The following is a 20,542-nucleotide window of genomic DNA, read 5'->3' as shown; positions in this document are numbered from 1 at the left end:
AATTATTTGCTTGTGTATGAGTAATTCCTGATAACTTCACACGTAAACCAGTTGATAACTCGAGGAGTCACGTTGCCGCAGGGTTTCACTCTTTCTGCTGACTCCGGAACCGGCGCAGAAGCCCCCGCCACACCCGAACAGCTCGCCCGGGAGAACATGGCGTTGGCGACGTTCCTGGCGCTCGAGAAGGCCCGCACCGCCGAGCACGTCGACCTCGACGACCTGATGTCGGCCGCCCGGTGGGGACTCGCCCGCGCCGCCCTGACGTACGAGCCCGAGCGCGGTATCCCGTTCGGAGCCTTCGCCCGCACCCAGATCAACTGGGCGATGCTGTCGGAGATGCGTCGAGCCGACCCGGCGGGGGAGCGCGGTCGCGACAAGATCGAGCTGATCCGGGCCGCATCCGACACCGTGCTGGCCCGCACCGGTCGCCCGGCCACGATCGCCGAGCTGTCGAAGGAGTCGGGCATCGACGCGGCATCCATCGCGGAGATGCAGCAGCTCGACGCGATGGTGCGCACGGCCACCAGCTTCGAGGAGCACTTCGACCTCGAGTCCGGGCGGCAGGCCGCCGACCTCACCGACAGCATCATCCTCCCGGAGCACGCCGCCGAGCGGAACGAGACCCGGGCGATGCTCACCCGCGTGCTCGACGCGCTGCCGCCCGCGATGCAGCGCGTCGTGCGGGGCATCTACGTGGACGACCGCATGGTGAAGGATCTCGCCGATGAGATGGCCGTCAGCCACGCCTACGTCTCGAAGCTGCGCACCCGCGGCCTCGCCCTCATGCGCGAGGCCATGGATGCGTGGGAGAACGGCACCCCGGGCGACCGCTCCAGCGCCGCGAAGGCGGAGTTCTTCACGGCGCTGTTCGGCCCGCTGCCGGTACCCGCGCCCACCCCGGTGCAGGCGTCGACGCCGACGCGGGTGCCGACGCTGTCTGCGCCGCGGATCGGCGATCTGATCCCCGCGCTCTGAAAATCCTCCCGTGCTCTGAAAATCCTCCCGATCTCCGGTTACGGGGTCGCGGACCTGTCGCGAATGTCGGGTGTGCAGGCCCACGGATGGGCCCGCATTCGGTCCCATAACCACGGAGGATATTCATGGGTCTTCAGATCGCAACCAACGTCAGTGCGCTCAACTCGTACCGCAACCTGTCCGCCAACCAGAACGACGTCTCGAAGTCGCTCGAGAAGCTCTCGAGCGGCCTGCGCATCAACCGCGCAGCCGACGACGCCGCCGGCCTGGCCATCTCCGAGGGCCTGCGCTCGCAGGTCAACGGCCTGAACGTCGCAGCCCGCAACGCCCAGGACGGCATCTCGGTGATCCAGACCGCAGAAGGCGCGCTGACCGAGGTCCACTCCATCCTGCAGCGCGTCCGCGACCTCGCGGTCCAGGCAGGATCCGACTCCAACAACGCCGACTCGCGCACGGCGATCCACACCGAGGTCACCCAGCTGGTCGACGAGCTCGGTCGCATCGCCGACAGCACGAACTTCAACGGGATCAACCTGCTCGACGGTTCCGCCGGTGCGGCAAGCGACGGCATGCTGAGCTTCCAGGTGGGTGCGGACGGCAGCGCAGCGAGCCAGATCGCGGTGGACCTCGGTTCCGCCGACATCAAGACGCTCGCCGCAGGTCTCAAGACCGCCATCGTCGACACCGACGGATTCGCCACGCCGACGCTCGCGGCTGCGACCATCGGCACGGTCGACACGGCGATCAAGAGCGTCTCGTCGGCTCGCGCCGACCTCGGAGCGGTGCAGAACCGCTTCGAGTCGACGATCAACTCGCTGCAGGTCTCGGCCGAGAACCTGTCGGCGGCCAAGAGCCGTATCGCCGACACCGACATGGCGGCGGAGATGGTCAAGTACACCGCAGCGAACATCCTGCAGCAGGCCGGTACCGCGATGCTCGCGCAGGCGAACCAGTCGGGCCAGGGCGTTCTCCAGCTGCTGCGTTGATCCGCAGCACCTGACGCGCGCGGCGCCCGGGCGGGGTGATCTCCGCCCGGGCGCCGTTCTGCAGGACCCTCTCGACCCGCACCGCACAGAAGGCATCCGAGGATGAAACTCGACGGACTGGTATCCGGGCTCAAGACCGACGAGCTCATCACGGCGCTCATGGACGTCGCGGCGATCCCGAAGAAGCTGATCGCCAACAAGATCACCGACCGCGGCACGATCATCTCCAACCTGCAGTCGCTGAACAAGACGCTGCAGGACCTCGTCACGAAGGCGAAGACCGCCGCGGGCACGACGTCGCTGGCGGCCTTCACGGCCTCGTCCTCGGCGGAGAGCGTCTCCATCGTCGCGGGAGCCAAGGCCGGCGCCTTCTCCACGAGCATCGTCGTGGATGCCGTGGCCGCAGCCCACTCCGTCATCACGGCCTCCGCGGGCGCCGACGCCTGGGGCGGGGAGTTCACCCTGGTGGCCGCCGACGGCACCTCGACCTCGATCACGCCCGCCGGCTCGAGCCCGCAGGACCTGGCCAGGGCCGTCAACGCCGCGAAGGCGGGCGTCACGGCGACCGTCGTCCCCGCCGGGAAGGATGCCGACGGCAATCCGCTCTCGCGCGTTCAGCTCACCGCCACCGAGACCGGCGAGGCCGGGGCCTTCACGCTGCACCGCGGCACCGCGGCCGAGGTCGCGGCCGGCACCGCCGCGGACGTCTCGGGCGAGGCGGGGGCCGCCGTCCTCATGCAGGGCGCCGACGCCCGCATCCGGATGTTCGCCGGCACTGCGGCGGAGCAGACCCTGACCAGCGCCGGCAACACGTTCACGATCGGCGAGGACATCGACGTCACGGTCTCGATCGCGAGTGCCGACCCGGTCGTCGTGTCCGTCGTGCTCGACACCAAGGCGCAGACCACGAAGGCCGAGTCGTTCGTCAAGGAGATCGCGGCGCTGCTCACCCGTATCGACAACGGCTCCAAGGCCACGGTCGCGGCCGTGGGGGAGACGACCACGCTCGGCGTCTTCACGGGCGACAGCACGGTGCGCAATCTGCGGACCGCTCTCGCCGGCGCGGTGCAGCTGCCGGTCGACGGCACCTCGCCGTCGACCATCGGCATCTCGATCAGCGACAAGGGCGTGCTCTCGTTCGACGCGGAGAAGTTCGCCGCAGCGCTGGCGGAGGACCCCGAGAAGACGCAGGCCGTGTTCGCCGGCCTCGCCGGCCGACTGGAACAGGTCTCGGACACCTACTCCGACAAGTACGACGGTCTGCTCACGCAGCGGATCACCGGTCAGGAATCCGAGGTCAAGACGCTCAAGACCCAGGTGGAGCGCTGGGATGTGCGCCTCGAGCAGCGCCGTGCCACGCTCGAGCGCACCTACTCGCAGCTGGAGGTGCAGCTGTCGAAGCTGCAGTCGCAGTCCTCGTGGCTCGCCTCCCAGCTGGCCGGACTCTCGGCCTCGTCCTCCTCGTCCTGATCCCACCCCCTCTCGCACCCGGCAGGAGATCCGCATCATGTTCCTCACCTCACTCGAGCGCGCGAAGCAGCAGTACCTCGCGCAACAGGTGACCTCGGCCTCCCCGGAGCGCCTGCTCACGATGCTGTACGACCGCCTGCTCGTGGACGTCGATCGTGCGGCCGCCGCGCAGGACGCGACCGACTGGACGGCCGCCGGCGGCCATCTGACCCATGCGCAGCAGATCATCGCCGAACTCAGCGGCTCACTCACCGATGCCTGGGAGGGAGCGGGCGACCTGCGCGCGCTCTACACCTATCTGACCGGGCGCCTGATCTCGGCGAACATCGCCCGCGACCAGGCGGCGACCGCCGAGTGCCGTGCGCTCATCGCCCCGCTGCGCGACGCCTGGCATCAGGCCGCCGCGGCCACCTCCGCCGCGGCTCCCGTGCCGTCGTCGGCTCTGGCCTGACGATCGTGCCCGAGAATCTCGCCGCGTGGCTGACCGTGCTCGAGCAGTTCGAGCGGGCCCTCGACGCCGCGGACGAGCGGCTCGACGTGCAGCCGTTCGAGCCGCCGCCCGGACCGGTGCCCGAGGAGCTGCGCGCCCGCGCCGAAGCCGTGCTCTCCCGTCAGCAGCTCATGATCGGCGGCCTGATGGCCTCACGGGCGAACGTCGCGCGCGAGCTCGCGGCACTGCGACGGGTGCCGACCTCGGCGCAGGGAACCCCGGCGTACCTCGACGTGGAAGGCTGAGCGAGCACGCGGCGGAACTCGGGCGGTTACGGATCGCCGCGGCGTCGCGATAGTCGGCCACGAGCAGGGATCGCTCGACGACAGGCCACGGATCGGCTTCTCCCTCGACATCCGGAGTGCCCTCGTGCTCGAGTCCGTAACCTCTTCCGCGCTCATCAGCGCGCTCGACGGTCTGGCGCTGCGTCAGCGATCCGTCGCCGAGAACATCGCGAACATCAACACCCCCGGCTATCAGGCCAAGCGCGTGCAGTTCGAGGACGAGCTGCGTCGCGCGGTCGACGGGGGATCGGGCACCGTGGCCGCGACGGTCGAGCGCTCCCTCGAGCCGACCCGCCTGAACGGCAACAACGTCAACCTCGACACCGAGACCCTGTCGAACATCGACACCGTGCTGCGCTTCCAGTTCGCCAGCCAGGCGATCGGCGGCCAGGCGGCCTCGATCACCAAGGCGATCGGACAGGCTTCCGCATGACCTTCGATGCGATCGGCATCGCCGGCACCGGACTCACCGTGCACCGCAAGTGGCTCGACGCGGTGAGCGACAACATCGCCAACGTGAACACCGCGACGCCCGCAGGGCAGGAGGCCTTCCGCGAGAAGTTCGTCGCGGTCAGCGCGGGGACGGACGGCCCCGGCGTCTATGTCGCCGGCGTCGTCGAGTCCGAGGCCGAGGCCAAGCTCGTGTACGACCCGGAGCACCCCTACGCCGATGAGGACGGGTACGTGCAGTACCCCAACGTCGATCTGGGAGATCAGATGAGCATGCTGATCCTGGCGCAGCGCGGCTACGAGGCCAACGCCGCGGTGGTGGACCGCGCGAAGACCACCTACGAGGCCGCGCTGCAGATCGGACGCAACGGATGATCGAGCCGATCGGCGCGCCCTCGGCCGCGGGCGTCGCGCCCCTGACACCGCTCAGCTTCGAAACCGACCCCGGTATCGCGGGCCCCACGGCGTCGGCCGGCGCCTTCGCGACCTCGCTCACCGGCGCCGTCCAGGACCTGCAGCAGCTGCAGTCCACCTCGAACGAGCTCGCCGTGCAGGCCGTCACCGGCGACCTGCAGGACATCCACCAGGCCATGATCGCCTCCGCCCGCGCCGGTGTCACCCTCGATCTCGTCGTGGCCGTCCGTGACCGCAGCGTCTCCGCGTTCAACGAGATCATGCGGATGCAGGCCTGACCATGCCGAAGATGCTCACCACCCTCTACGACCGCAGCAAGACGGTCGTCTCCGGCTTCACGGTCGCCCAGCGGACGATCGTCATCATCGGCGCCGCGCTGCTCGTGATGGGGGCCGTCGCCCTCGGGTCCTGGCTGATGAAGCCACAGATGAGCCCGCTGTTCACGGGCCTCAGCGCGGGCGACGCCTCGGCGGTCGTCGAGCAGCTGAAGTCCGCCGGTGTCGGCTACGAGCTCACCGAGGGCGGCGCGACCATCCTGGTCCCGGACGACCAGGTGTACCCGCAGCGCCTCGCCGCGGCATCCGCGGGGCTCCCCGGCGACAGCAGCGAGGGATACACGCTGCTCGACAAGATGGGGGTGACGGCGAGCGAGTTCCAGCAGTCGGTCACCTACAAGCGCGCCATCGAGGGGGAGCTCGCGAGCACCGTCAGCGCGATGGACGGGATCTCCACGGCATCCGTGCAGCTCGCGATACCCGAGGAGAGCGTGTTCGTGTCGGAGCAGCAGAGCCCGACCGCCTCCGTGTTCGTGAAGACGGGCAACGGTGCGACGCTGAGCGACGAGAAGATCGAGGCGATCATCCATCTGACGAGCGCCGCCGTGCCCGGGATGACGCCGGAGGACGTCGCGGTGACCGACCAGAACGGCACGGTGCTGTCGGCGGTCGGCTCCGGCATCGCCGGGAACTCGTCGAAGCAGGCCACCGAGCACGAGGCCCGGGTCGCGGCCTCCGTGAGCCGGATGCTGGAGACGATCGTCGGTCCGGGCAATGCCACGGTCACGGTCGCCGCCGATGTCGCGAACTCCACCTCGGAGCGAATGGACGAGACCTACACCGCTCCCGAGGGCGATCTGAGCGCGTCGGAGCAGACGAAGACCGAGACCTACACCGGCGGTCAGGGCTCGGGCACCGGGGTGCTCGGTCCGGACAACATCGCGGTGCCCAACGGCGCGACGGGCGACGGTGCGTATGAATTCGAGGAGACCTCGCGCAGCAACGCCGTCAACAAGTCGACGGAGAAGACCATCACGCCGGCCGGAGAGGTGACGCGGCAGACCGTGAGCATCGCTCTGAACCGGGAGGCCGTGACGGGCGTCACGGCGAACCAGGTGGAGGCGCTCGTGGCCTCCGCGGCCGGTATCGACGTCGACCGCGGCGACACGATCGCGGTGGAGTTCGTCGAGTTCGCGGCGTCCGGCGCGACCGCTGCGCAGACCGCGCTCGAGGCGGCCGAGGCGGAGCGCGCAGCGCAATTCCAGCAGGAGCTGCTGCGATCCGTGATCATCGGCGGGTCGATCCTCCTCGCCGTCATCATCCTCGTGGTCTTCCTGTCGATCCGTCAGCGCATGAAGCGGCGCATCCTCTACACCGAGGACGGGCCGATCGAGTACCTGTCCACCCTCAGCGAGAACGAGGAGCAGAAGCTCAAGTCGCTCAAGGGGCTGCAGGACCGCGAGGCGATCACCGTCCCGCTGCTGCCGCAGGTCTCGCCCACCGCGATCCTCGACATCGAGGAGGAGCCGGAGCGCGATCAGGTGCTCGTCGACCGCCGCCGTCGCGAGATCGACGACATCGCCAGGCGCGAACCCGCCACCACCGCCACCGCGCTGGCTCGTCTGATGGATGAGGCCACGGTATGAGCGTGCAGATCGAGCTCCCCGCCACCGAGGCGGATCCGGGAGATGAGGTCTCCGCGGCCGGATCGACCGTCGCGGTCGTCGAGATGACCGGATTGCGCCAGGCCGCGATCGTCCTGCTGAACATGGACCGGGAGGCCAGCGCCGACGTGCTCCGTCACCTGGGCGAGGACCGGTCCGAGCTGCTGGCGGCCGAGCTCACGCAACTCGGCGGGGTCGACCTGGCCGCCACGGCGACGGCACTCGGGGCCTTCACCCGTATCGCCACGGGAGGCTCGGTGCCCTCGCGTGGGGGTCAGGAGCTCGCGACCGGCCTGCTCGAGACCGCGTTCGGCCGCGAGAAGGCCGTCGGCATGGTCGGTCGGGTGATGTCGCAGGGTGCCGTCTCGTTCGACTTCCTCAACGCCGCCGACCCGGCGCAGCTCGCCACGATCCTCGAGGGGGAGCTGCCGACGACCGTCGCGGTCGTGTTGGCGAACCTCCGGGCGGAACGCGCAGCCGCCGTGCTCACGGCGCTGCAGGACCCGCTGCGCACCGATGTCGCCCAGGCGATCGCGACCATGGGAACGGCGACCCAGGAGGCGATCTCGATCGTCGCCGACTCGCTGCGCTCCCGCACCGGTGTGTTCGCGATGCGGGACAACCACGAGTCCATCGGCGGCGTGCAGCCCCTGGTCGAGATCATCAGCCGGTCCGACACCGCCCTCGAGAAGGCGCTGCTGGCCAGCCTGGAAGGCCGGGACTTCGCGCTGGCGGAGGACATCCGCAGTCGGATGGTCACCTTCGCCGACTTCACCCGCCTCGAGGACCGCGACGCGCAGCGCGTGCTGCGTGGTGTGGATCTGCGGATGCTGGCGCTCGCCCTCAAGGGCGCCGACGAGCAGATCACGGCCAAGGTCACCGGCAACATGACCGAGCGCAACCGCGAGAACCTGGCCGAAGAGGCTCGCGTGCTCGGGTCGGTCCGCGTGCGCCAGGTCGACGAGGCCCGCGCCGAGGTCGTGCGCATCATCCGCGAGCTGGAGGCCGCGGAGGAGATCACGATCTCCCGTGAAGACGAGGACGAACTCATCGAATGATGCGCTCCGACACCGCCTTCCAGCCCCTCGTCGTGCCGCGCGTGGGCGAGACCCCGACCGACCCGCGCGGCGAGGCGGATCGGGCGCGCACTCGCGGGTATGCGGAGGGCTTCGCGGAAGGTCGGCGCGTCGCGCTCGACGAGGGCCGGGGGCAGCAGGTCCTCGATGCGGCTCGGCGGGAACAGGAGCGCGAGAACGATCTCCGAGTGCGCTGCTCGGTGCTGGCGGCCGTGCGCGCCTCGGCGGACGCGCTCGACCAGCGCACCGCCCAGGTCAGCACGCTCGCCGCGGAGCGGATCGAAGAGCTCGCGGTGCAGCTGGCGACCGCGATCCTGGGGGCCGAGCTGTCGGACTCCGCGCGCTCGGCCGCGCACGCGCTGCGCCGCACGCTCGCCGCGATGCCCGTCGAACGGTGGACGCGTGTCGTGTTCAGTCCGCAGGACGCGGCGGTGTTGCGGGAAGACGCCGACGCCGCGGCGATCCTGGACGGCATCGAGCTCCGGGAAGCCGCATCCGTCACCCCGGGCGGAGCGATCGTCGAGGTGGCGGAGGGTGCCGTCGACACCCGCATCCTGCAGGCACTCGCCCGTGCGGGCGCCGCGCTCGCGGGCGACGACGAGCAGCATTCCGGAGGGCGCGTATGAGCGTCATGACGGCGTCCTGGCGCCGCGCGCTGGATGCCGCGCGTCCGGAGCGCTCCGGCACCGTGAAGTCCGTGCTCGGCCTGGGCGCCGAGGTGGTCGGCATCGACGCCGCGGTCGGTGATCGCGTGCGGATCGAGATGGCGGACGGGCGTCCGGTCGACGCGGAGGTCGTCGCGGTCGACGGCGCCTCGGCCCGATGCATGCCGCTCGGTCCGCTCGACGGGATCACGGCCCGGGCGAAGGTGCTGCACGCGGGCGAGCGGCTGCAGGTGCCCACGGGGCACTCCCTGCTCGGACGCGTCCTCGACGGGCTCGGCCGCCCGATCGACGGCAAGGGGCCGTTGGACCGCGAGGTGGACTTCGTGTCGCTCGATCACGACGCGCCGAGCGTCCTGCACCGGCAGCGCATCGACACCCCGTTGGGCCTCGGCGTTCGCGTGCTCGACACCATGACCCCGGTGGGCATCGGTCAGCGCCTCGGTCTCTTCGCGGGCTCGGGGGTGGGGAAGTCCTCGCTCCTGTCCATGATCGCCCGCGGCTCCACGGCCGATGTCACCGTCATCGCCCTGGTGGGGGAGCGCGGCCGTGAGGTGCGCGAATTCATCGAGGACGACCTCGGCCCCGAAGGACTCGCCCGCTCGGTCGTCGTGGTGGCGACCTCGGATCAGCCGGCGATGGTGAGGATGCGATCCGCGTTCGTCGCCACCCGCATCGCCGAGCGGTTCCGGGAGGACGGTGCGAACGTCCTGCTGATGATGGACTCCCTCACCCGGGTCGCGATGGCGCAGCGCGAGATCGGTCTGAGCGCCGGCGAGCCGCCCGCGACCCGCGGATATCCGCCGTCGACGTTCTCCGTGCTCGCCCGGCTGCTGGAGCGCGCCGGCACGGGGCCGGTCGGATCGATCACCGGTCTCTACACGGTGCTCGTCGATGGCGACGACCACAACGAGCCCATCGCGGACGCCGCTCGGGGCATCCTCGACGGGCACGTGGTCCTGGATCGTGCTCTGGCCGTGCGCGGACACTTCCCGGCCGTGGACGTGCTGGGATCGATCTCCCGCGTCGTGTCGAAGATCACCACCGCCGAGCAGCGTGCCGACGCCGTGACGCTGCGCAGCGTGCTGGCCGCCCGGCGCAGCGCGAACGATCTGATCGACATCGGCGCGTATCGCCCCGGCGCCAACCCCCTGGTGGACGCCGCGATCGCTCATGAGGCCTCGATCTCCGGCTTCCTCACCCAGGGCATGGACGATCTCACGAGCGCCGAGGAATCCTGGCGGCGCCTGTCCGCTCTCACCACCGAGTTCGGAGGACTCCTCCCATGACGTTCCCCCTGGCCGGACTCCTGCGCGTCCGCGACGCACAGGAGCGAGTCGCCGCCGAGCAGCTCTCCCGCACCACCGCCGCCCGACTGCAGGCGGAGGCGGCCGAGCAGGGCGCCGTCGCGAGTCTGTCGGAGATCAGCGCGCAGGTCGGAGACGCCGCGACGCTGCTGGCGATGGCGGCCGCCCGCGCCGCGGGTCGCAGCGCGCTCGGCGATCTGCAGACGCTCGCCGCGATGCGTCGGGCGGAAGAGACCGAGGCCAAGGCATCGCACGTCGAGGCGCGGCGCGAGCTCAAGGGGCTCGAACGGCTGGAGGGCGCGCACCGCGTCGACAGCACGCGAGCGGAGCAGCACGCCGAGCAGGTGGCGCTCGACGAGATCGCCGTCGTGCGCAGCATCCGTGCGGAGCGGACGGCATGAGCGCCGTCTCCCCGGCTGCTGCCGGGCTCGCAGCCGGGCTCGGGGCGCTCGTCGGCGGCGCGTCGGACGGCAGCGGACTCGGAAGTGTGCCGGGGAGGGGTTCGTCGTCGTTCGGTGCCGCTCTCGCGTCGGCCGGGCGGAAGCTCGAAGCGGATGCCGAGGCCGCCGCGGGGGATGCCGTCGCTGATCACGAGTCCGAGAGTGCCCTCCCCGCAGACGCGGCGGTGACGGCACCGGGGCACGTCGCTGTGTCCGCGGAGGATCCGGATGCCGCGTGCCTGATCGACACGGCGGTCGAGGGACGGACCGTCACGGCTGCCGCACCGCCATCGGGGGAGACCGCAGCCCCGATGGCCGCGCCCGTGGTGCCCTCGATCGACTCGGCGGCGACCGCGCCGGGCTCCTCGACCGCGCCGGGCTCTTCGACCCAGGTCGTCGCGCCGGCCGTGGCCGCAGGTGCCGCGTCGGCTCAGTCGCAGACGTCGGCGGATGTGCTCCGCTCTGTCGAGCCGGCGGCGGCGCCGAGGGTGCGGGCGGGCGGGCCGGCGGAGACGGCGCCGGCGACCACTCGTGCGGCGGGGCCGTCGAGAGAGGTGTCCGTCGCCCATCCGGAGGCCGCAGCGACGTCGTCGCACCCGTCTCCGGTCGCCTCCGAGTCCCGCACGCCCCCGCCCGTTTCCGTCGTCGCCGCCGCACCGAAGGATCTCGGGGCACGTCCGGATCAGTCCGCGACGCCGCCGTCGCCGGTGACCGTGCCCGCGGCGGCGGTCGCGCCTCCGAGCGCACCTGTCCTCACGCCCGCCGATCCCACGGCCGCACCGACGCCGCGCACCGTCGCCGCGCAGGTCGTGCCCGCGGTCCTGAGCATCGTCCAGCGACCCGTCGGCAGCCATCAGCTCACCATGACCGTGACCCCCGACACCCTCGGTCCGGTCACCGTCCGCGCGCATATCGGCTCGGCAGGCGAGGTCCGGGTCGAACTGATCGGCGCATCCGAGGCCGGCCGCGACGCGCTGCGGTCGCTCGTCTCCGATCTGCGGCGTGATCTCGCCGCGATCATGCCGCACGCGAGCCTGTCCCTCGCGACAGGCAGCACCGCCGGCGCCGGCGCCAGCGGCGGTCCGACCGACGCCGGAGGTCTCGATCGCGGTTCCCACCCCGGGGGCGGCGGAGCGACGAACGGACAGTCATCCGGCGAGCGCACGCCCGGGCACGGTTCCGGCGCCGCCCGGCTGCGCGGCGATGACGGCACCGGCCGCGGCATCCTCCCCTTCGTCCCGACCACCACCCTCGCCGTGTCCGGCGGGGGTCTCGACATCTTCGCCTGAGAGGACCACCGCATGACCGTCGATGCCGTGAGCGCACCGAGTTCGATCCACACCGGCGGCACCGCCGACCCCGCAGCGCGCAAGCAGGTGCTGGACGGGGAGGTGTTCCTGAAGCTCCTGGTCACCCAGCTGACGCATCAGGATCCCTCGAGCCCGATGGACACCAACGAGATGATCTCCCAGACCACGCAGCTCGCGATGATGGAGCAGCTGACCACCCTCGCCGACAACGGCACCGAGGCATTCGCCCTGAACATGCGTCAGGCGGCGACCGCGCTGATCGGCCAGGAGGCGAGTTACCTCGATGCCGACGGGAAGACCGTGACGGGCATCGTGACCACGGTGTCGTTCGACGGGCCCATCCCGCAGGTGACCATCGGGGACAAGAAGGTCGCCCTCGACGCCATCACCGGGATCACTTCGAAGACCACCCCTGCCGCGAGCGACCCCGCCGCAGCCTGACTCCCTCATCCAGGAAAAGAGAACCCCATGCTCCGCTCGCTCTACTCCGGAATCTCCGGCCTCCGCTCGCACCAGACCATGCTCGATGTCACGGGCAACAACATCGCCAACGTCAACACAGCGGGCTTCAAGGGCTCGTCGGTCGTGTTCCAGGACTCGCTGTCTCAGCTCATCGGCAACCCCGGCATCCCCGACGGCGAGGTCGGCGGGCGCAACCCCGCCCAGGTCGGACTCGGCGTGCAGGTCGCCGGCGTCCGCACGAACTTCGCCCAGGGCTCGGCCCAGGCCACCGGTCGTGGCGGCGACCTGATGATCTCGGGGGACGGGTTCTTCGCGGTCCGCTCCGGCGGGGAGACGCTGTACACGCGCGCCGGCGGCTTCTCGTTCGATCCGACCGGGAAGATGGTCACCGCCGACGGCGCGATCGTGCAGGGCTGGTCGGCTCAGAACGGCGTCGTGAACACCGGCCAGGGCATCGGGAACATCGTCCTGCCGCTCGACGCGGTCTCTCCGGCGCGGGCGACGACCGGGGCCACCGTCACCGGCAACCTGCCCTCGACCGCGGCCGTCGGCGACGAGCTCGTGCGCGACGTCACCGTGTTCGACGCCCAGGGCACCCCGACGACGCTGAGCCTGACGTTCACGAAGTCGGCCACGGGCTGGGACGTGTCCGAGCCGACCAGCGGCGCCACCGGTTCGCTGACCTTCACCGACGGGGTGCAGACCGGCGGCGGTCTCAGCCTGGCCGCCGGCGCCGTGACCGTCGACCTCACGGCGGTCACGGGGTACGCGAGCCTGTCGACCGTCGCGGTCACCGAGCAGAACGGTGCCGCGGCCGGGACCCTCAAGTCCTACAGCATCACCGGCGACGGCTCGATCGTGGGCACCTTCAGCAACGGTGCCACGCAGACGCTGGGCAAGATCGCCATGGCGACCTTCGCGAACCCGGAAGGACTCGAGAAGGCCGGCGGCTCGGCCTACCGCGTCTCGGTCAACTCCGGCGGCGCGCAGATCGGGGAAGCGGGCCAGCCCGGGTTCGGCGGTCTCGTCTCCGGTGCGCTCGAGATGAGCAACGTCGACCTGTCGCAGGAGTTCACGAACCTGATCGTCGCGCAGCGCGGCTTCCAGGCGAACGCACGCATCATCACCACGAGCGACGAGGTGCTGCAGGAGCTCACCCAGCTCAAGCGCTGACCCGGTCGCACCCCACACGCGGATCCGCCCGTCGCACGCGGCCCGTCCTGGTTACCCGGGGCGGGCCGCGTCGCGATAGTCGGGGCTGCCCCGCCTCTCTTCCCCTGCCCGGAGACCCACCCGATGATCATCGTCACCCGCCTCGACCGCACCCGGTTCGCGGTGAACCCTGACCTGATCGAACGCGTGCACGCCTCACCCGACACGACCCTGCACATGGTCGACGGCGGCGTCTACGTCGTGCAGGAGAGCCTCGACCTCATCGTCGAGCTGATCGTGGCCTACCGGGCCCGGGTGCTCGACACGGCACAGGCCCTCGGCCGGAAGACGGGGGACTGAAATGGATCCCGCGTTCCTGATCGGCGTCTTCCTGGCGTTCGGTGCCCTGGTCGCCATGATCACGATGGAGGGCGCGAGCTTCGAGGCGCTGCTCATCCCGGCCCCGATCATCCTCGTGCTGGGATCCACGATCGGCGTGGGCATCGCCAGCCACACCCTGCGCGACACGAAGCTGGCGATCGCGAGCCTCGGTCGCATGGTCCGAGGCCCTCGTTCGACACCGGAGACCGTCATCCCGTTCCTCGTCGGCTACGCCGAGAAGGCCCGCGGCGAAGGGCTCCTCGCGCTGGAGCAGGAACTCGACGGTGCTCCGGACGACTTCACCCGACAGGCGCTGCAGGCTCTCGCCGACGGCACCGACGCCGACGACCTGCGCATGACGATGGACGACGAGATCGCGGCGACCTCCTCGCGAAACCGCGTCGCGGCGAAGTTCTTCTCCTCGCTCGGGGGCTACGCGCCCACGATCGGCATCGTGGGCACCGTGGTGTCGCTGACCCATGTGCTCGAGAAGCTCGACGAGCCCGATCACCTCGGCCCCATGATCGCCGCCGCCTTCGTGGCCACCCTGTGGGGTCTGCTGTCGGCCAACTTCATCTGGAACCCGATCGCGGGCCGTCTGGGCCGCATCGGCGCGGTCGAGCTGGAGCGCATGACGCTGGTGAGCGAGGGGATGCTCGCGATCCAGGCCGGCAGCGCACCGCACCTGCTGCAGGAGCGGCTGGAGGCCCTCTCGACCGTGAAACCGAAGCGCCGCAAGAGCGACGAGGCGAAGAACGCGGCGCCGAAGGGCGCGGAGGAGCCCCGGTGAGCACGGCTCGTCGCGCCGGCGGGCGCGGGCACGAGGACGACGCGCACGACGAACCCGATGAGCGCTGGGCCGTCTCCTACGCCGACATGGTCACCGTGCTGATGTGTCTGTTCATCGTGCTGTTCGCCGTGTCCAACGTCGACAAGACCAAGTTCGAGCTGCTCGCCAACAGCCTCGCCACGGGCTTCGGGCAGGAGGAGACGACCACCGGCGGTGCCGACATCTCCGAGGGGCTCGTGATCCCGCCCGAGATGGAGGACGAGAACGGCGAGGCCGATCTCACCGCGCGCGCGATCGCCGAGTTCGAGTCGCTGGAAGGACTCCGCGAGCGCATCCGGGCCTCGCTCGCCGCGCAGGGGCTGCAGGGCACGGTCGACTTCGCGATCGACGACCGCGGACTCAAGGTCGGGCTGGTCGGCGCCGAGACGTTCTTCGGCGACAACAGCACCGACCTCTCCGCGAAGGCCGACGTCGTCCTCGATGCGATCGGCGACGTGCTCGCCACCGTCGACAACCAGGTCAGCGTGGAGGGGCACGCGGACCGCCGGCTCGCCGCCGACCCCTACCCGACGAATTGGGAGCTCTCGGGAGGACGCGCGACGCAGGTCGCCCGGTTCCTCGTCGAGCGCGAGACCATCGAGGGCGCCCGCGTCAAGGCCACCGCGTTCTCCGACACGCGTCCGCTCCTGCAGGGCGACAGTCCCGAGGCTCTCGCCAGCAACCGCCGGGTCGACATCGTCGTCGAGTCCACCGAGGAGGACCAGGTGCGCGCGCTGCTGCCTGCCCTCGCCGATGCCGCGGGCGAGAGCTGAGGCATCGTGTCCACCATCTCCGAGGAGTCCTCCATGACCACCGTGATCGATGATCCGACCGGCCGCTATCCTGCGTACGACTTCAGCCGTCCGGCGCAGCTGGGACGCGACAGCATCCGTCGGCTCGAGGCGTCGTTCGAGTCGTTCGCGCGGCTCTGGTCATCGCAGCTGACGGCGAAGATCCGCGTCAGGACCCATCTGTCCCTCGACACGGTCGAACTGGTCTCTTACGAGGAGTACGCCCAGACGCTGCCGAGCACCACCGCGATGGTCGCCGGTTCGTTCGCCGAGCGGGACGAGCCCTGCGTCGTCCAGTTCGGACTCGACAGCGCGCTGCTGTGGGTCGTGCAGATGATGGGCGGCCGGAGCACGTCGCTTCCCGAGGCGCGTACCTTCACGCCCATCGAGCTCGCGCTGATCCGCAACATCATGGACGGCACCTTCGAGCACCTCTCCGCGAGCATGGGTTCCCTGCTGCCCGGAGAGCCGCTGTTCGGGGGCGTGCACTACAACCCTCAGTACCTGCAGGTCATCGCTGCCTCGTCCGCCGTCATCGTGGCGCGCTACACCCTGCGTCTGGGTGACACGCAGACCGTCGCCTCGGTCATGCTCCCCGCCTCCGCCGTGGTCGACCGCCTCGCGGCATCGGGAGCGGATGCCGGGGCGGCCCGCGGCGCCGGTCACACGCGCGACCAGGTGCACAGCACGCCGCTCGAGGTCACGCTGCGGCTCGCACCGATCACGATCGGAGCAGGCGAGGTGCTGAACCTCGCACCCGGCGACCTCCTGCGGCTCCCGCACCCGGAGACGACCCCCTACGAGCTCATGGCGGGGCGGACGCCCATCGCCCGCGCCACACCGGGCAGCCGCGGGTCACGCCTCGCCTGCACGATCACGACCACCCACGAGGAGACCCACTCATGAGCACCTTCCACGAGACCGCCGTCGCGGCGGCGATCGCCGGCAAGCTGCCGTTCGGCTACCCCGTCATCCCGACCCCGTCCACCGACCCCGGTGCCACCGGAGACGCGGTGGCCGTGACCTTCACAGGCACCCCCGGCGCCCGCCTGGCGATCCAGATCGCGAACCCGGCGCACCTCGAGGACGGATCCGCGGCGGCCGAGCTCGCCGACCGCCTGCACCCGGTCTTCGAGGCCGCGGCCGCCGTGCTCGGCACCGGAGCGCTCGGGGACGGGGAGCAGGTGAGCGCCGCCGAGCTGTTCACGGCACCGGGAACGCAGGTGTTCGACCTGGTGGATGCCGACGGGACCATCGCCGCCCGCGCATCCGTGCGCATCGACGGCGACCGTGCGGGCACGGCCTCCGGCGGCCCGCAGCGACTTCGCCGCATCGCCGGCGTCGAGATGGAGCTGGTCGTCGAGATCGGCCGCACCCGGATGCCGGTGCGCGACGTGCTCTCCCTCGAACCCGGCCACGTGGTCGAGCTCGATCGCGCCGCGGGTTCTCCGGCGGACATCAAGCTCAACGGACGCCTGATCGGGCACGGCACGGTCGTCGTGGCGGACGGGGACTTCGCGATCCGCGTCGAGCGCATCCTCGACGGCGCAGAGAGCGACTGAGCATGGATGATCTGCTCGTCGCGCTGCGCATGATCGTCGCCCTGGCGGCGGTGCTCGGCCTGCTGGTGTTCCTCAGCCGTCGGTTGCAGAAGGCGGGCGCGACGGGCAGCAGTCCGCTGGCCGGCCTCCTGCCCGCCAAGCTCGGACGCCTCGCGCGCAGCCGCCCCGCCCGCCCCGCGCGCGGCAGTGCGCCCCGCGTCCGCCAGGAGAAGATCACGGTCGTCGCCCGCTCGGGGATCGGCGCGCGGGCACAGCTCGTCGTGGCCGAGTTCGGTGGCATCCGCTACGTGTTGGGTGTCACGGAGCACGGGATCAACGTCGTCGACACGCAGGAGGCACCCGCCGCAGAGGTCGATGAGGCGGACACCGGTGCGGAGCCCCTCCTCGGGGCGGACCACCCCGAGGAGGACGAGCGTCCGCTGAAGTCGGTCGCCTGAGCGCCGGGGACCCCGGCGGCGGTTACCGGACCGCCTCGACGTCGCGATAGTCCCCTGCGAGCACGGATCGCTCGACCCTCTGGCTACGGATCGGCCATGTCACCCATCTTCGGAGTGCCGCCGTGCCCGCAATCGCCCTCACCGCTGCGCCGTCGGCGAGCGCCCGGCGAACGCGACGACGTCTCGGGATCCTGATCGCGGTCGGCCTGGGCGTCGCGGCTCTGATCGTGTGGGCGAGCGCGACCGGCGCGCATGCCGCGGCATCCGTTCTGCCGAGCGAGACGTCCGACAGCGAGGGCGTGACGATCAACGGCATCAACGGCACGCCGTCCGACAGCATCATGACACTGCTCGGCATCACGGTGCTGAGCGTCGCGCCGGCCCTGCTGCTGATGATGTCGAGCTTCACCAAGATCTTCGTCGTGCTCGCTCTGACCCGCAACGCCCTCTCGCTGCCGTCGATCCCGCCGAATCAGGTGCTCGCGGGGCTCAGCCTGTTCCTGACGCTGTTCATCATGTGGCCCGTGCTCACCGACATCAACGCGGTCGCCGTCGCCCCGTTCACGGATGGGCAGATCGAGTTCGGCCGCGCGTTCGAGCTGGCGCAGGAACCGCTGCGGCAGTGGATGCTCATGTACACGCGCGAGGAGGACATCGCCCTGATGCACCGCGCGGCGCAGATGGAGAATCCGAGCGACCCGTCCGCCCTCCCGCTGCAGACCCTCGTTCCGGCGTTCATGCTGAGCGAGCTGCGGGCCGCCTTCCTCATCGGCTTCATCATCTTCGTGCCATTCCTCGTGATCGACCTCGTCGTCGCCAGCGCCCTGATGTCGATGGGCATGATGATGCTGCCGCCGGTGATGATCTCGCTGCCGTTCAAGATCCTCCTCTTCCTCCTGATCGACGGGTGGGGGATGGTCATCACCGCCCTGGTGCAGTCCTACAACGGAGGTGGGGGATGAACCCCGAAGCCGTCATCGACATCGGCCAGGCCGCCCTGATCCTCGCGGCGAAGCTGTGCGCTCCGCTGCTGATCACGGCACTCGTCGTCGGGTTCGCGATCTCGCTGCTGCAGTCCATCACCCAGGTGCAGGAGATGACGATCTCGTTCGTGCCGAAGCTCGTCGCCGTCGGCATCGCCCTCCTGGTGAGCGGGCACTGGATGATCGCCGAGATGATCGCCTTCACCGACGAGCTCTTCGCCCGGATACCGTCGCTGCTGAACGGCGGCGGATGAACATCCCGATCGACTTCACCTGGCTCGAGGCGACCGCTCTGGCGTGCGTGCGCATCACGGCGTTCCTCGTCATCGCGCCGCCGTTCAGTCACGGCACCGTGCCCATGCGCATCCGGGCGATGCTGGGCGTCGGGCTCGCCCTCGCCGTGTCGCCCGTGGTCACCGCCGGGTACGAACGTCTCGACACGGGCGCGTTCCTGCTCGCTCTCGCCGGACAGGCGCTCACCGGTGCACTGCTGGGCTTCCTGGTGATGGTGCTGTTCAGCGCGATCCAGGGGTCGGGCCACCTGATCGACACGTTCGGAGGATTCCAGCTGGCGCAGGCGTTCGATCCCGGGATGGCCGTGAACGGGGCTCAGTTCACGCGCCTGTTCCAGATGACGGCGATCGTGCTGCTGTTCGCCTCGGACGGCTACCAGCTCGTGCTCGGCGGACTGTTCCGGTCGTTCGACGCGATCCCCGTGAGCGGGATGATCGATCTCGCCCGACCGGCCGAGGCCCTGGTCGGAGCCACCGCGCAGATGATGCTCAGCGCCGTGCAGATCGCCGGTCCACTGCTGATCGTGCTGTTCCTCGCCGACGTCGGTCTGGGCCTCGTGACCCGGGTCGCCCCGGCGCTGAACGCCTTCGCGATGGGCTTCCCGATCAAGATCGGCCTGACCCTCCTGCTGGTCGGCTTCGTCTACGCGGCCCTGCCCGGTGTGGTCGCCGCGATCGCCGATGACGCGGCCCGGCTGCTCCTGGGGGTGACCGGATGAGCGAGACCGACACGGGGGAACGGACCGAGAAGACCACCGACCGCCGCCTGAAGGAGGCCCGCCGCAAGGGGCAGATCGGACGAAGTCAGGACTTCACCGCCTGGGTCTGCATCGCGGCCGCGGCGATCATGGCGCTGCCGGCCATCGCCTCGGGCACCCAGGTGCTGACCGAGCTCTTCCTGCGCGTGGCCCCGGTGGCGGCCGATCCGACCGAGGGCGCAGCGGTCGAGGTGCTCGGCGTGGCGCTGGGGTCGATGGGCGGCATCCTCGTGCCGATGCTGGTCGTCGTGCTGCTCGCGACCACGGCCACCGCGGTCGCTCAGGGCGGGATCCACCTGCGGGGTGTGACCATGCGCACGGAGCAGCTGAACGTCATCGCGGGCCTGAAGCGCGTGTTCGGCCGCCAGGCACTGTGGGAGGGCGCCAAGGCACTGCTGAAGACGGTCGCGATCGGCCTGTCGCTCTGGATCGTGGTCTCGGGACTCGTGCCGGTGCTGATGGCGAGCGGCAGCCACAACATCACGTGGCTGCTGGAACAGGCCGCCGGGGGAGCGATGGCCCTGCTGCAGGTGGCGGTGGTCGTCGGCATCCTGCTCGCCGCGATCGATGTGGCCGTCGTGATGCGCCGCAACCGCAAGCACACGCATCTCACGAAGAAGGAAGCCAAGGACGAGCACAAGAAGAGCGAGGGCGATCCGCTGGTCCGCTCGCAGCGGCGCTCACGCCAGCTCGCCCTGAGCCGCAACCGCATGATCGCCGCGGTCGCGGACAGCGATGTGGTGCTCGTGAACCCCACGCATGTCGCGGTGGCGCTGCGGTACGAGCCCGGCAAGTCCGCCCCGCGCGTCGTCGCCAAGGGTGCCGGGATCGTCGCCCTGAAGATCCGGGAGCGGGCCGATGCCGCGGGCGTGCCGATGGTGCGCGACATCCCGCTCGCGCGCGCCCTTCACGGCGCCTGCGAGATCGGCCGGGAGATCCCGGAGGAGCTCTACACCGCGGTCGCCCAGGTGCTCGCCTTCATCGAGCATCTGAAGCGGCGCGGATCCGCCCGCGGCACCCACACGATGCCGTTCGCGAACACTCGAGAACGCGGCCTCTGAGCCGATGTCTCCCCGAACAGAAACGAC

At 70.4% G+C, this 20,542-nt stretch carries 26 protein-coding genes; all 26 read left to right on the top strand.

Going from position 1 to position 20,542, the window contains the following annotated elements; all coding sequences use genetic code 11:
- The first annotated feature begins 51 nt into the window (after positions 1 to 51).
- The 26 genes from ACWA14_RS08455 (at position 52) to ACWA14_RS08330 (ending at position 20,515) form a co-directional block, all read left to right on the top strand.
- Positions 52 to 978, top strand: a complete 927-nt coding sequence (locus ACWA14_RS08455) for a sigma-70 family RNA polymerase sigma factor (RefSeq protein WP_463792411.1) — start codon at positions 52 to 54, stop codon at positions 976 to 978.
- Positions 979 to 1,103: 125 nt separating this feature from the next.
- On the top strand, positions 1,104 to 1,964 hold the full coding sequence (locus ACWA14_RS08450) for a flagellin N-terminal helical domain-containing protein (RefSeq protein ID WP_463792407.1): 861 nt from the start codon (positions 1,104 to 1,106) through the stop codon (positions 1,962 to 1,964).
- A 102-nt stretch (positions 1,965 to 2,066) separates the two neighbouring features.
- Positions 2,067 to 3,434, top strand: coding sequence for a flagellar filament capping protein FliD (fliD, locus tag ACWA14_RS08445; protein ID WP_463792403.1), 1,368 nt, complete (start codon positions 2,067 to 2,069; stop codon positions 3,432 to 3,434).
- A gap of 37 nt (positions 3,435 to 3,471) precedes the next feature.
- Positions 3,472 to 3,885, top strand: coding sequence for a flagellar export chaperone FliS (gene fliS, locus ACWA14_RS08440; RefSeq protein ID WP_463792401.1), 414 nt, complete (start codon positions 3,472 to 3,474; stop codon positions 3,883 to 3,885).
- A gap of 5 nt (positions 3,886 to 3,890) precedes the next feature.
- Positions 3,891 to 4,169, top strand: a complete 279-nt coding sequence (locus ACWA14_RS08435; protein ID WP_463792399.1) for a hypothetical protein — start codon at positions 3,891 to 3,893, stop codon at positions 4,167 to 4,169.
- A gap of 124 nt (positions 4,170 to 4,293) precedes the next feature.
- Positions 4,294 to 4,641, top strand: coding sequence for a flagellar basal body rod protein FlgB (gene flgB, locus ACWA14_RS08430; RefSeq protein WP_463792397.1), 348 nt, complete (start codon positions 4,294 to 4,296; stop codon positions 4,639 to 4,641).
- Positions 4,638 to 5,033, top strand: a complete 396-nt coding sequence (gene flgC / locus ACWA14_RS08425) for a flagellar basal body rod protein FlgC (protein WP_463792396.1) — start codon at positions 4,638 to 4,640, stop codon at positions 5,031 to 5,033. Before flgB ends, flgC begins: the two co-directional genes overlap by 4 nt.
- Complete coding sequence (gene fliE / locus ACWA14_RS08420) at positions 5,030 to 5,350, top strand: flagellar hook-basal body complex protein FliE (protein ID WP_463792394.1); 321 nt, start codon at positions 5,030 to 5,032, stop codon at positions 5,348 to 5,350. The genes flgC and fliE overlap by 4 nt, the downstream gene beginning before the upstream one ends.
- Positions 5,351 to 5,361: 11 nt before the next feature.
- Positions 5,362 to 6,993, top strand: coding sequence for a flagellar basal-body MS-ring/collar protein FliF (gene fliF / locus ACWA14_RS08415; protein ID WP_463792392.1), 1,632 nt, complete (start codon positions 5,362 to 5,364; stop codon positions 6,991 to 6,993).
- Positions 6,990 to 8,069, top strand: coding sequence for a flagellar motor switch protein FliG (locus tag ACWA14_RS08410; protein WP_463792390.1), 1,080 nt, complete (start codon positions 6,990 to 6,992; stop codon positions 8,067 to 8,069). The genes fliF and ACWA14_RS08410 overlap by 4 nt, the downstream gene beginning before the upstream one ends.
- Positions 8,069 to 8,713, top strand: coding sequence for a FliH/SctL family protein (locus ACWA14_RS08405; RefSeq protein WP_463792389.1), 645 nt, complete (start codon positions 8,069 to 8,071; stop codon positions 8,711 to 8,713). Before ACWA14_RS08410 ends, ACWA14_RS08405 begins: the two co-directional genes overlap by 1 nt.
- A gap of 5 nt (positions 8,714 to 8,718) precedes the next feature.
- Positions 8,719 to 10,038 (top strand): FliI/YscN family ATPase, encoded by a 1,320-nt coding sequence (locus ACWA14_RS08400; protein ID WP_463792387.1) that lies wholly within the window; start codon positions 8,719 to 8,721, stop codon positions 10,036 to 10,038.
- The gene (locus ACWA14_RS08395) at positions 10,035 to 10,457 is read left to right on the top strand and encodes a hypothetical protein (RefSeq protein ID WP_463792386.1); all 423 of its coding nucleotides are present in this window, start codon (positions 10,035 to 10,037) and stop codon (positions 10,455 to 10,457) included. Before ACWA14_RS08400 ends, ACWA14_RS08395 begins: the two co-directional genes overlap by 4 nt.
- Complete coding sequence (locus ACWA14_RS08390) at positions 10,454 to 11,785, top strand: flagellar hook-length control protein FliK (protein ID WP_463792384.1); 1,332 nt, start codon at positions 10,454 to 10,456, stop codon at positions 11,783 to 11,785. The genes ACWA14_RS08395 and ACWA14_RS08390 overlap by 4 nt, the downstream gene beginning before the upstream one ends.
- 12 nt (positions 11,786 to 11,797) lie before the next feature.
- A complete protein-coding gene (locus ACWA14_RS08385; protein ID WP_463792382.1) occupies positions 11,798 to 12,247 on the top strand; it encodes a flagellar hook capping FlgD N-terminal domain-containing protein in 450 nt (149 codons plus the stop codon).
- A gap of 27 nt (positions 12,248 to 12,274) precedes the next feature.
- On the top strand, positions 12,275 to 13,441 hold the full coding sequence (locus tag ACWA14_RS08380) for a flagellar hook protein FlgE (RefSeq protein WP_463792380.1): 1,167 nt from the start codon (positions 12,275 to 12,277) through the stop codon (positions 13,439 to 13,441).
- A gap of 123 nt (positions 13,442 to 13,564) precedes the next feature.
- Positions 13,565 to 13,780 carry a flagellar FlbD family protein gene (locus ACWA14_RS08375; RefSeq protein ID WP_463792378.1) on the top strand — a complete coding sequence of 72 codons (216 nt, stop codon included), beginning with the start codon at positions 13,565 to 13,567 and terminating at the stop codon, positions 13,778 to 13,780.
- Between the two features lies 1 nt (position 13,781).
- A complete protein-coding gene (locus tag ACWA14_RS08370) occupies positions 13,782 to 14,591 on the top strand; it encodes a motility protein A (RefSeq protein WP_463792376.1) in 810 nt (269 codons plus the stop codon).
- Positions 14,588 to 15,403 (top strand): OmpA/MotB family protein, encoded by an 816-nt coding sequence (locus ACWA14_RS08365; protein ID WP_463792374.1) that lies wholly within the window; start codon positions 14,588 to 14,590, stop codon positions 15,401 to 15,403. Before ACWA14_RS08370 ends, ACWA14_RS08365 begins: the two co-directional genes overlap by 4 nt.
- Before the next feature lie 33 nt (positions 15,404 to 15,436).
- A complete protein-coding gene (locus tag ACWA14_RS08360) occupies positions 15,437 to 16,327 on the top strand; it encodes a flagellar motor switch protein FliM (protein ID WP_463792372.1) in 891 nt (296 codons plus the stop codon).
- Positions 16,324 to 16,983 carry a FliM/FliN family flagellar motor switch protein gene (locus ACWA14_RS08355; RefSeq protein ID WP_463792370.1) on the top strand — a complete coding sequence of 220 codons (660 nt, stop codon included), beginning with the start codon at positions 16,324 to 16,326 and terminating at the stop codon, positions 16,981 to 16,983. Before ACWA14_RS08360 ends, ACWA14_RS08355 begins: the two co-directional genes overlap by 4 nt.
- A gap of 2 nt (positions 16,984 to 16,985) precedes the next feature.
- Positions 16,986 to 17,420, top strand: coding sequence for a flagellar biosynthetic protein FliO (locus ACWA14_RS08350; RefSeq protein ID WP_463792368.1), 435 nt, complete (start codon positions 16,986 to 16,988; stop codon positions 17,418 to 17,420).
- A 131-nt stretch (positions 17,421 to 17,551) separates the two neighbouring features.
- Positions 17,552 to 18,382: a flagellar type III secretion system pore protein FliP gene (gene fliP, locus ACWA14_RS08345; protein ID WP_463797401.1), complete on the top strand. Its 831-nt coding sequence runs from the start codon at positions 17,552 to 17,554 to the stop codon at positions 18,380 to 18,382.
- Positions 18,379 to 18,657, top strand: coding sequence for a flagellar biosynthesis protein FliQ (gene fliQ, locus ACWA14_RS08340; protein WP_463792367.1), 279 nt, complete (start codon positions 18,379 to 18,381; stop codon positions 18,655 to 18,657). Before fliP ends, fliQ begins: the two co-directional genes overlap by 4 nt.
- A complete protein-coding gene (locus tag ACWA14_RS08335; protein ID WP_463792365.1) occupies positions 18,654 to 19,415 on the top strand; it encodes a flagellar biosynthetic protein FliR in 762 nt (253 codons plus the stop codon). Before fliQ ends, ACWA14_RS08335 begins: the two co-directional genes overlap by 4 nt.
- Positions 19,412 to 20,515: an EscU/YscU/HrcU family type III secretion system export apparatus switch protein gene (locus ACWA14_RS08330; RefSeq protein WP_463792364.1), complete on the top strand. Its 1,104-nt coding sequence runs from the start codon at positions 19,412 to 19,414 to the stop codon at positions 20,513 to 20,515. The genes ACWA14_RS08335 and ACWA14_RS08330 overlap by 4 nt, the downstream gene beginning before the upstream one ends.
- The last annotated feature ends 27 nt before the right edge of the window (positions 20,516 to 20,542 follow it).

It is taken from the genome of Microbacterium sp. TW_SC_2 (assembly GCF_055361165.1).
The sequence above is the reverse complement of the archived record's forward strand: the minus strand, read 5'-3'. Positions and strand labels throughout refer to the sequence as shown.

Coding starts and splice junctions, on each gene's coding strand:
- ACWA14_RS08450 (WP_463792407.1), top strand. CDS start 1,104: ATGGGTCTTCAGATCGCAACCAACGTCAGTGCGCTCAACTCGTACCGC.
- fliD (WP_463792403.1), top strand. CDS start 2,067: ATGAAACTCGACGGACTGGTATCCGGGCTCAAGACCGACGAGCTCATC.
- fliS (WP_463792401.1), top strand. CDS start 3,472: ATGTTCCTCACCTCACTCGAGCGCGCGAAGCAGCAGTACCTCGCGCAA.
- flgC (WP_463792396.1), top strand. CDS start 4,638: ATGACCTTCGATGCGATCGGCATCGCCGGCACCGGACTCACCGTGCAC.
- fliE (WP_463792394.1), top strand. CDS start 5,030: ATGATCGAGCCGATCGGCGCGCCCTCGGCCGCGGGCGTCGCGCCCCTG.
- fliF (WP_463792392.1), top strand. CDS start 5,362: ATGCTCACCACCCTCTACGACCGCAGCAAGACGGTCGTCTCCGGCTTC.
- ACWA14_RS08410 (WP_463792390.1), top strand. CDS start 6,990: ATGAGCGTGCAGATCGAGCTCCCCGCCACCGAGGCGGATCCGGGAGAT.
- ACWA14_RS08405 (WP_463792389.1), top strand. CDS start 8,069: ATGCGCTCCGACACCGCCTTCCAGCCCCTCGTCGTGCCGCGCGTGGGC.
- ACWA14_RS08400 (WP_463792387.1), top strand. CDS start 8,719: ATGACGGCGTCCTGGCGCCGCGCGCTGGATGCCGCGCGTCCGGAGCGC.
- ACWA14_RS08395 (WP_463792386.1), top strand. CDS start 10,035: ATGACGTTCCCCCTGGCCGGACTCCTGCGCGTCCGCGACGCACAGGAG.
- ACWA14_RS08390 (WP_463792384.1), top strand. CDS start 10,454: ATGAGCGCCGTCTCCCCGGCTGCTGCCGGGCTCGCAGCCGGGCTCGGG.
- ACWA14_RS08385 (WP_463792382.1), top strand. CDS start 11,798: ATGACCGTCGATGCCGTGAGCGCACCGAGTTCGATCCACACCGGCGGC.
- ACWA14_RS08380 (WP_463792380.1), top strand. CDS start 12,275: ATGCTCCGCTCGCTCTACTCCGGAATCTCCGGCCTCCGCTCGCACCAG.
- ACWA14_RS08375 (WP_463792378.1), top strand. CDS start 13,565: ATGATCATCGTCACCCGCCTCGACCGCACCCGGTTCGCGGTGAACCCT.
- ACWA14_RS08370 (WP_463792376.1), top strand. CDS start 13,782: ATGGATCCCGCGTTCCTGATCGGCGTCTTCCTGGCGTTCGGTGCCCTG.
- ACWA14_RS08360 (WP_463792372.1), top strand. CDS start 15,437: ATGACCACCGTGATCGATGATCCGACCGGCCGCTATCCTGCGTACGAC.
- ACWA14_RS08355 (WP_463792370.1), top strand. CDS start 16,324: ATGAGCACCTTCCACGAGACCGCCGTCGCGGCGGCGATCGCCGGCAAG.
- ACWA14_RS08350 (WP_463792368.1), top strand. CDS start 16,986: ATGGATGATCTGCTCGTCGCGCTGCGCATGATCGTCGCCCTGGCGGCG.
- fliQ (WP_463792367.1), top strand. CDS start 18,379: ATGAACCCCGAAGCCGTCATCGACATCGGCCAGGCCGCCCTGATCCTC.
- ACWA14_RS08335 (WP_463792365.1), top strand. CDS start 18,654: ATGAACATCCCGATCGACTTCACCTGGCTCGAGGCGACCGCTCTGGCG.
- ACWA14_RS08330 (WP_463792364.1), top strand. CDS start 19,412: ATGAGCGAGACCGACACGGGGGAACGGACCGAGAAGACCACCGACCGC.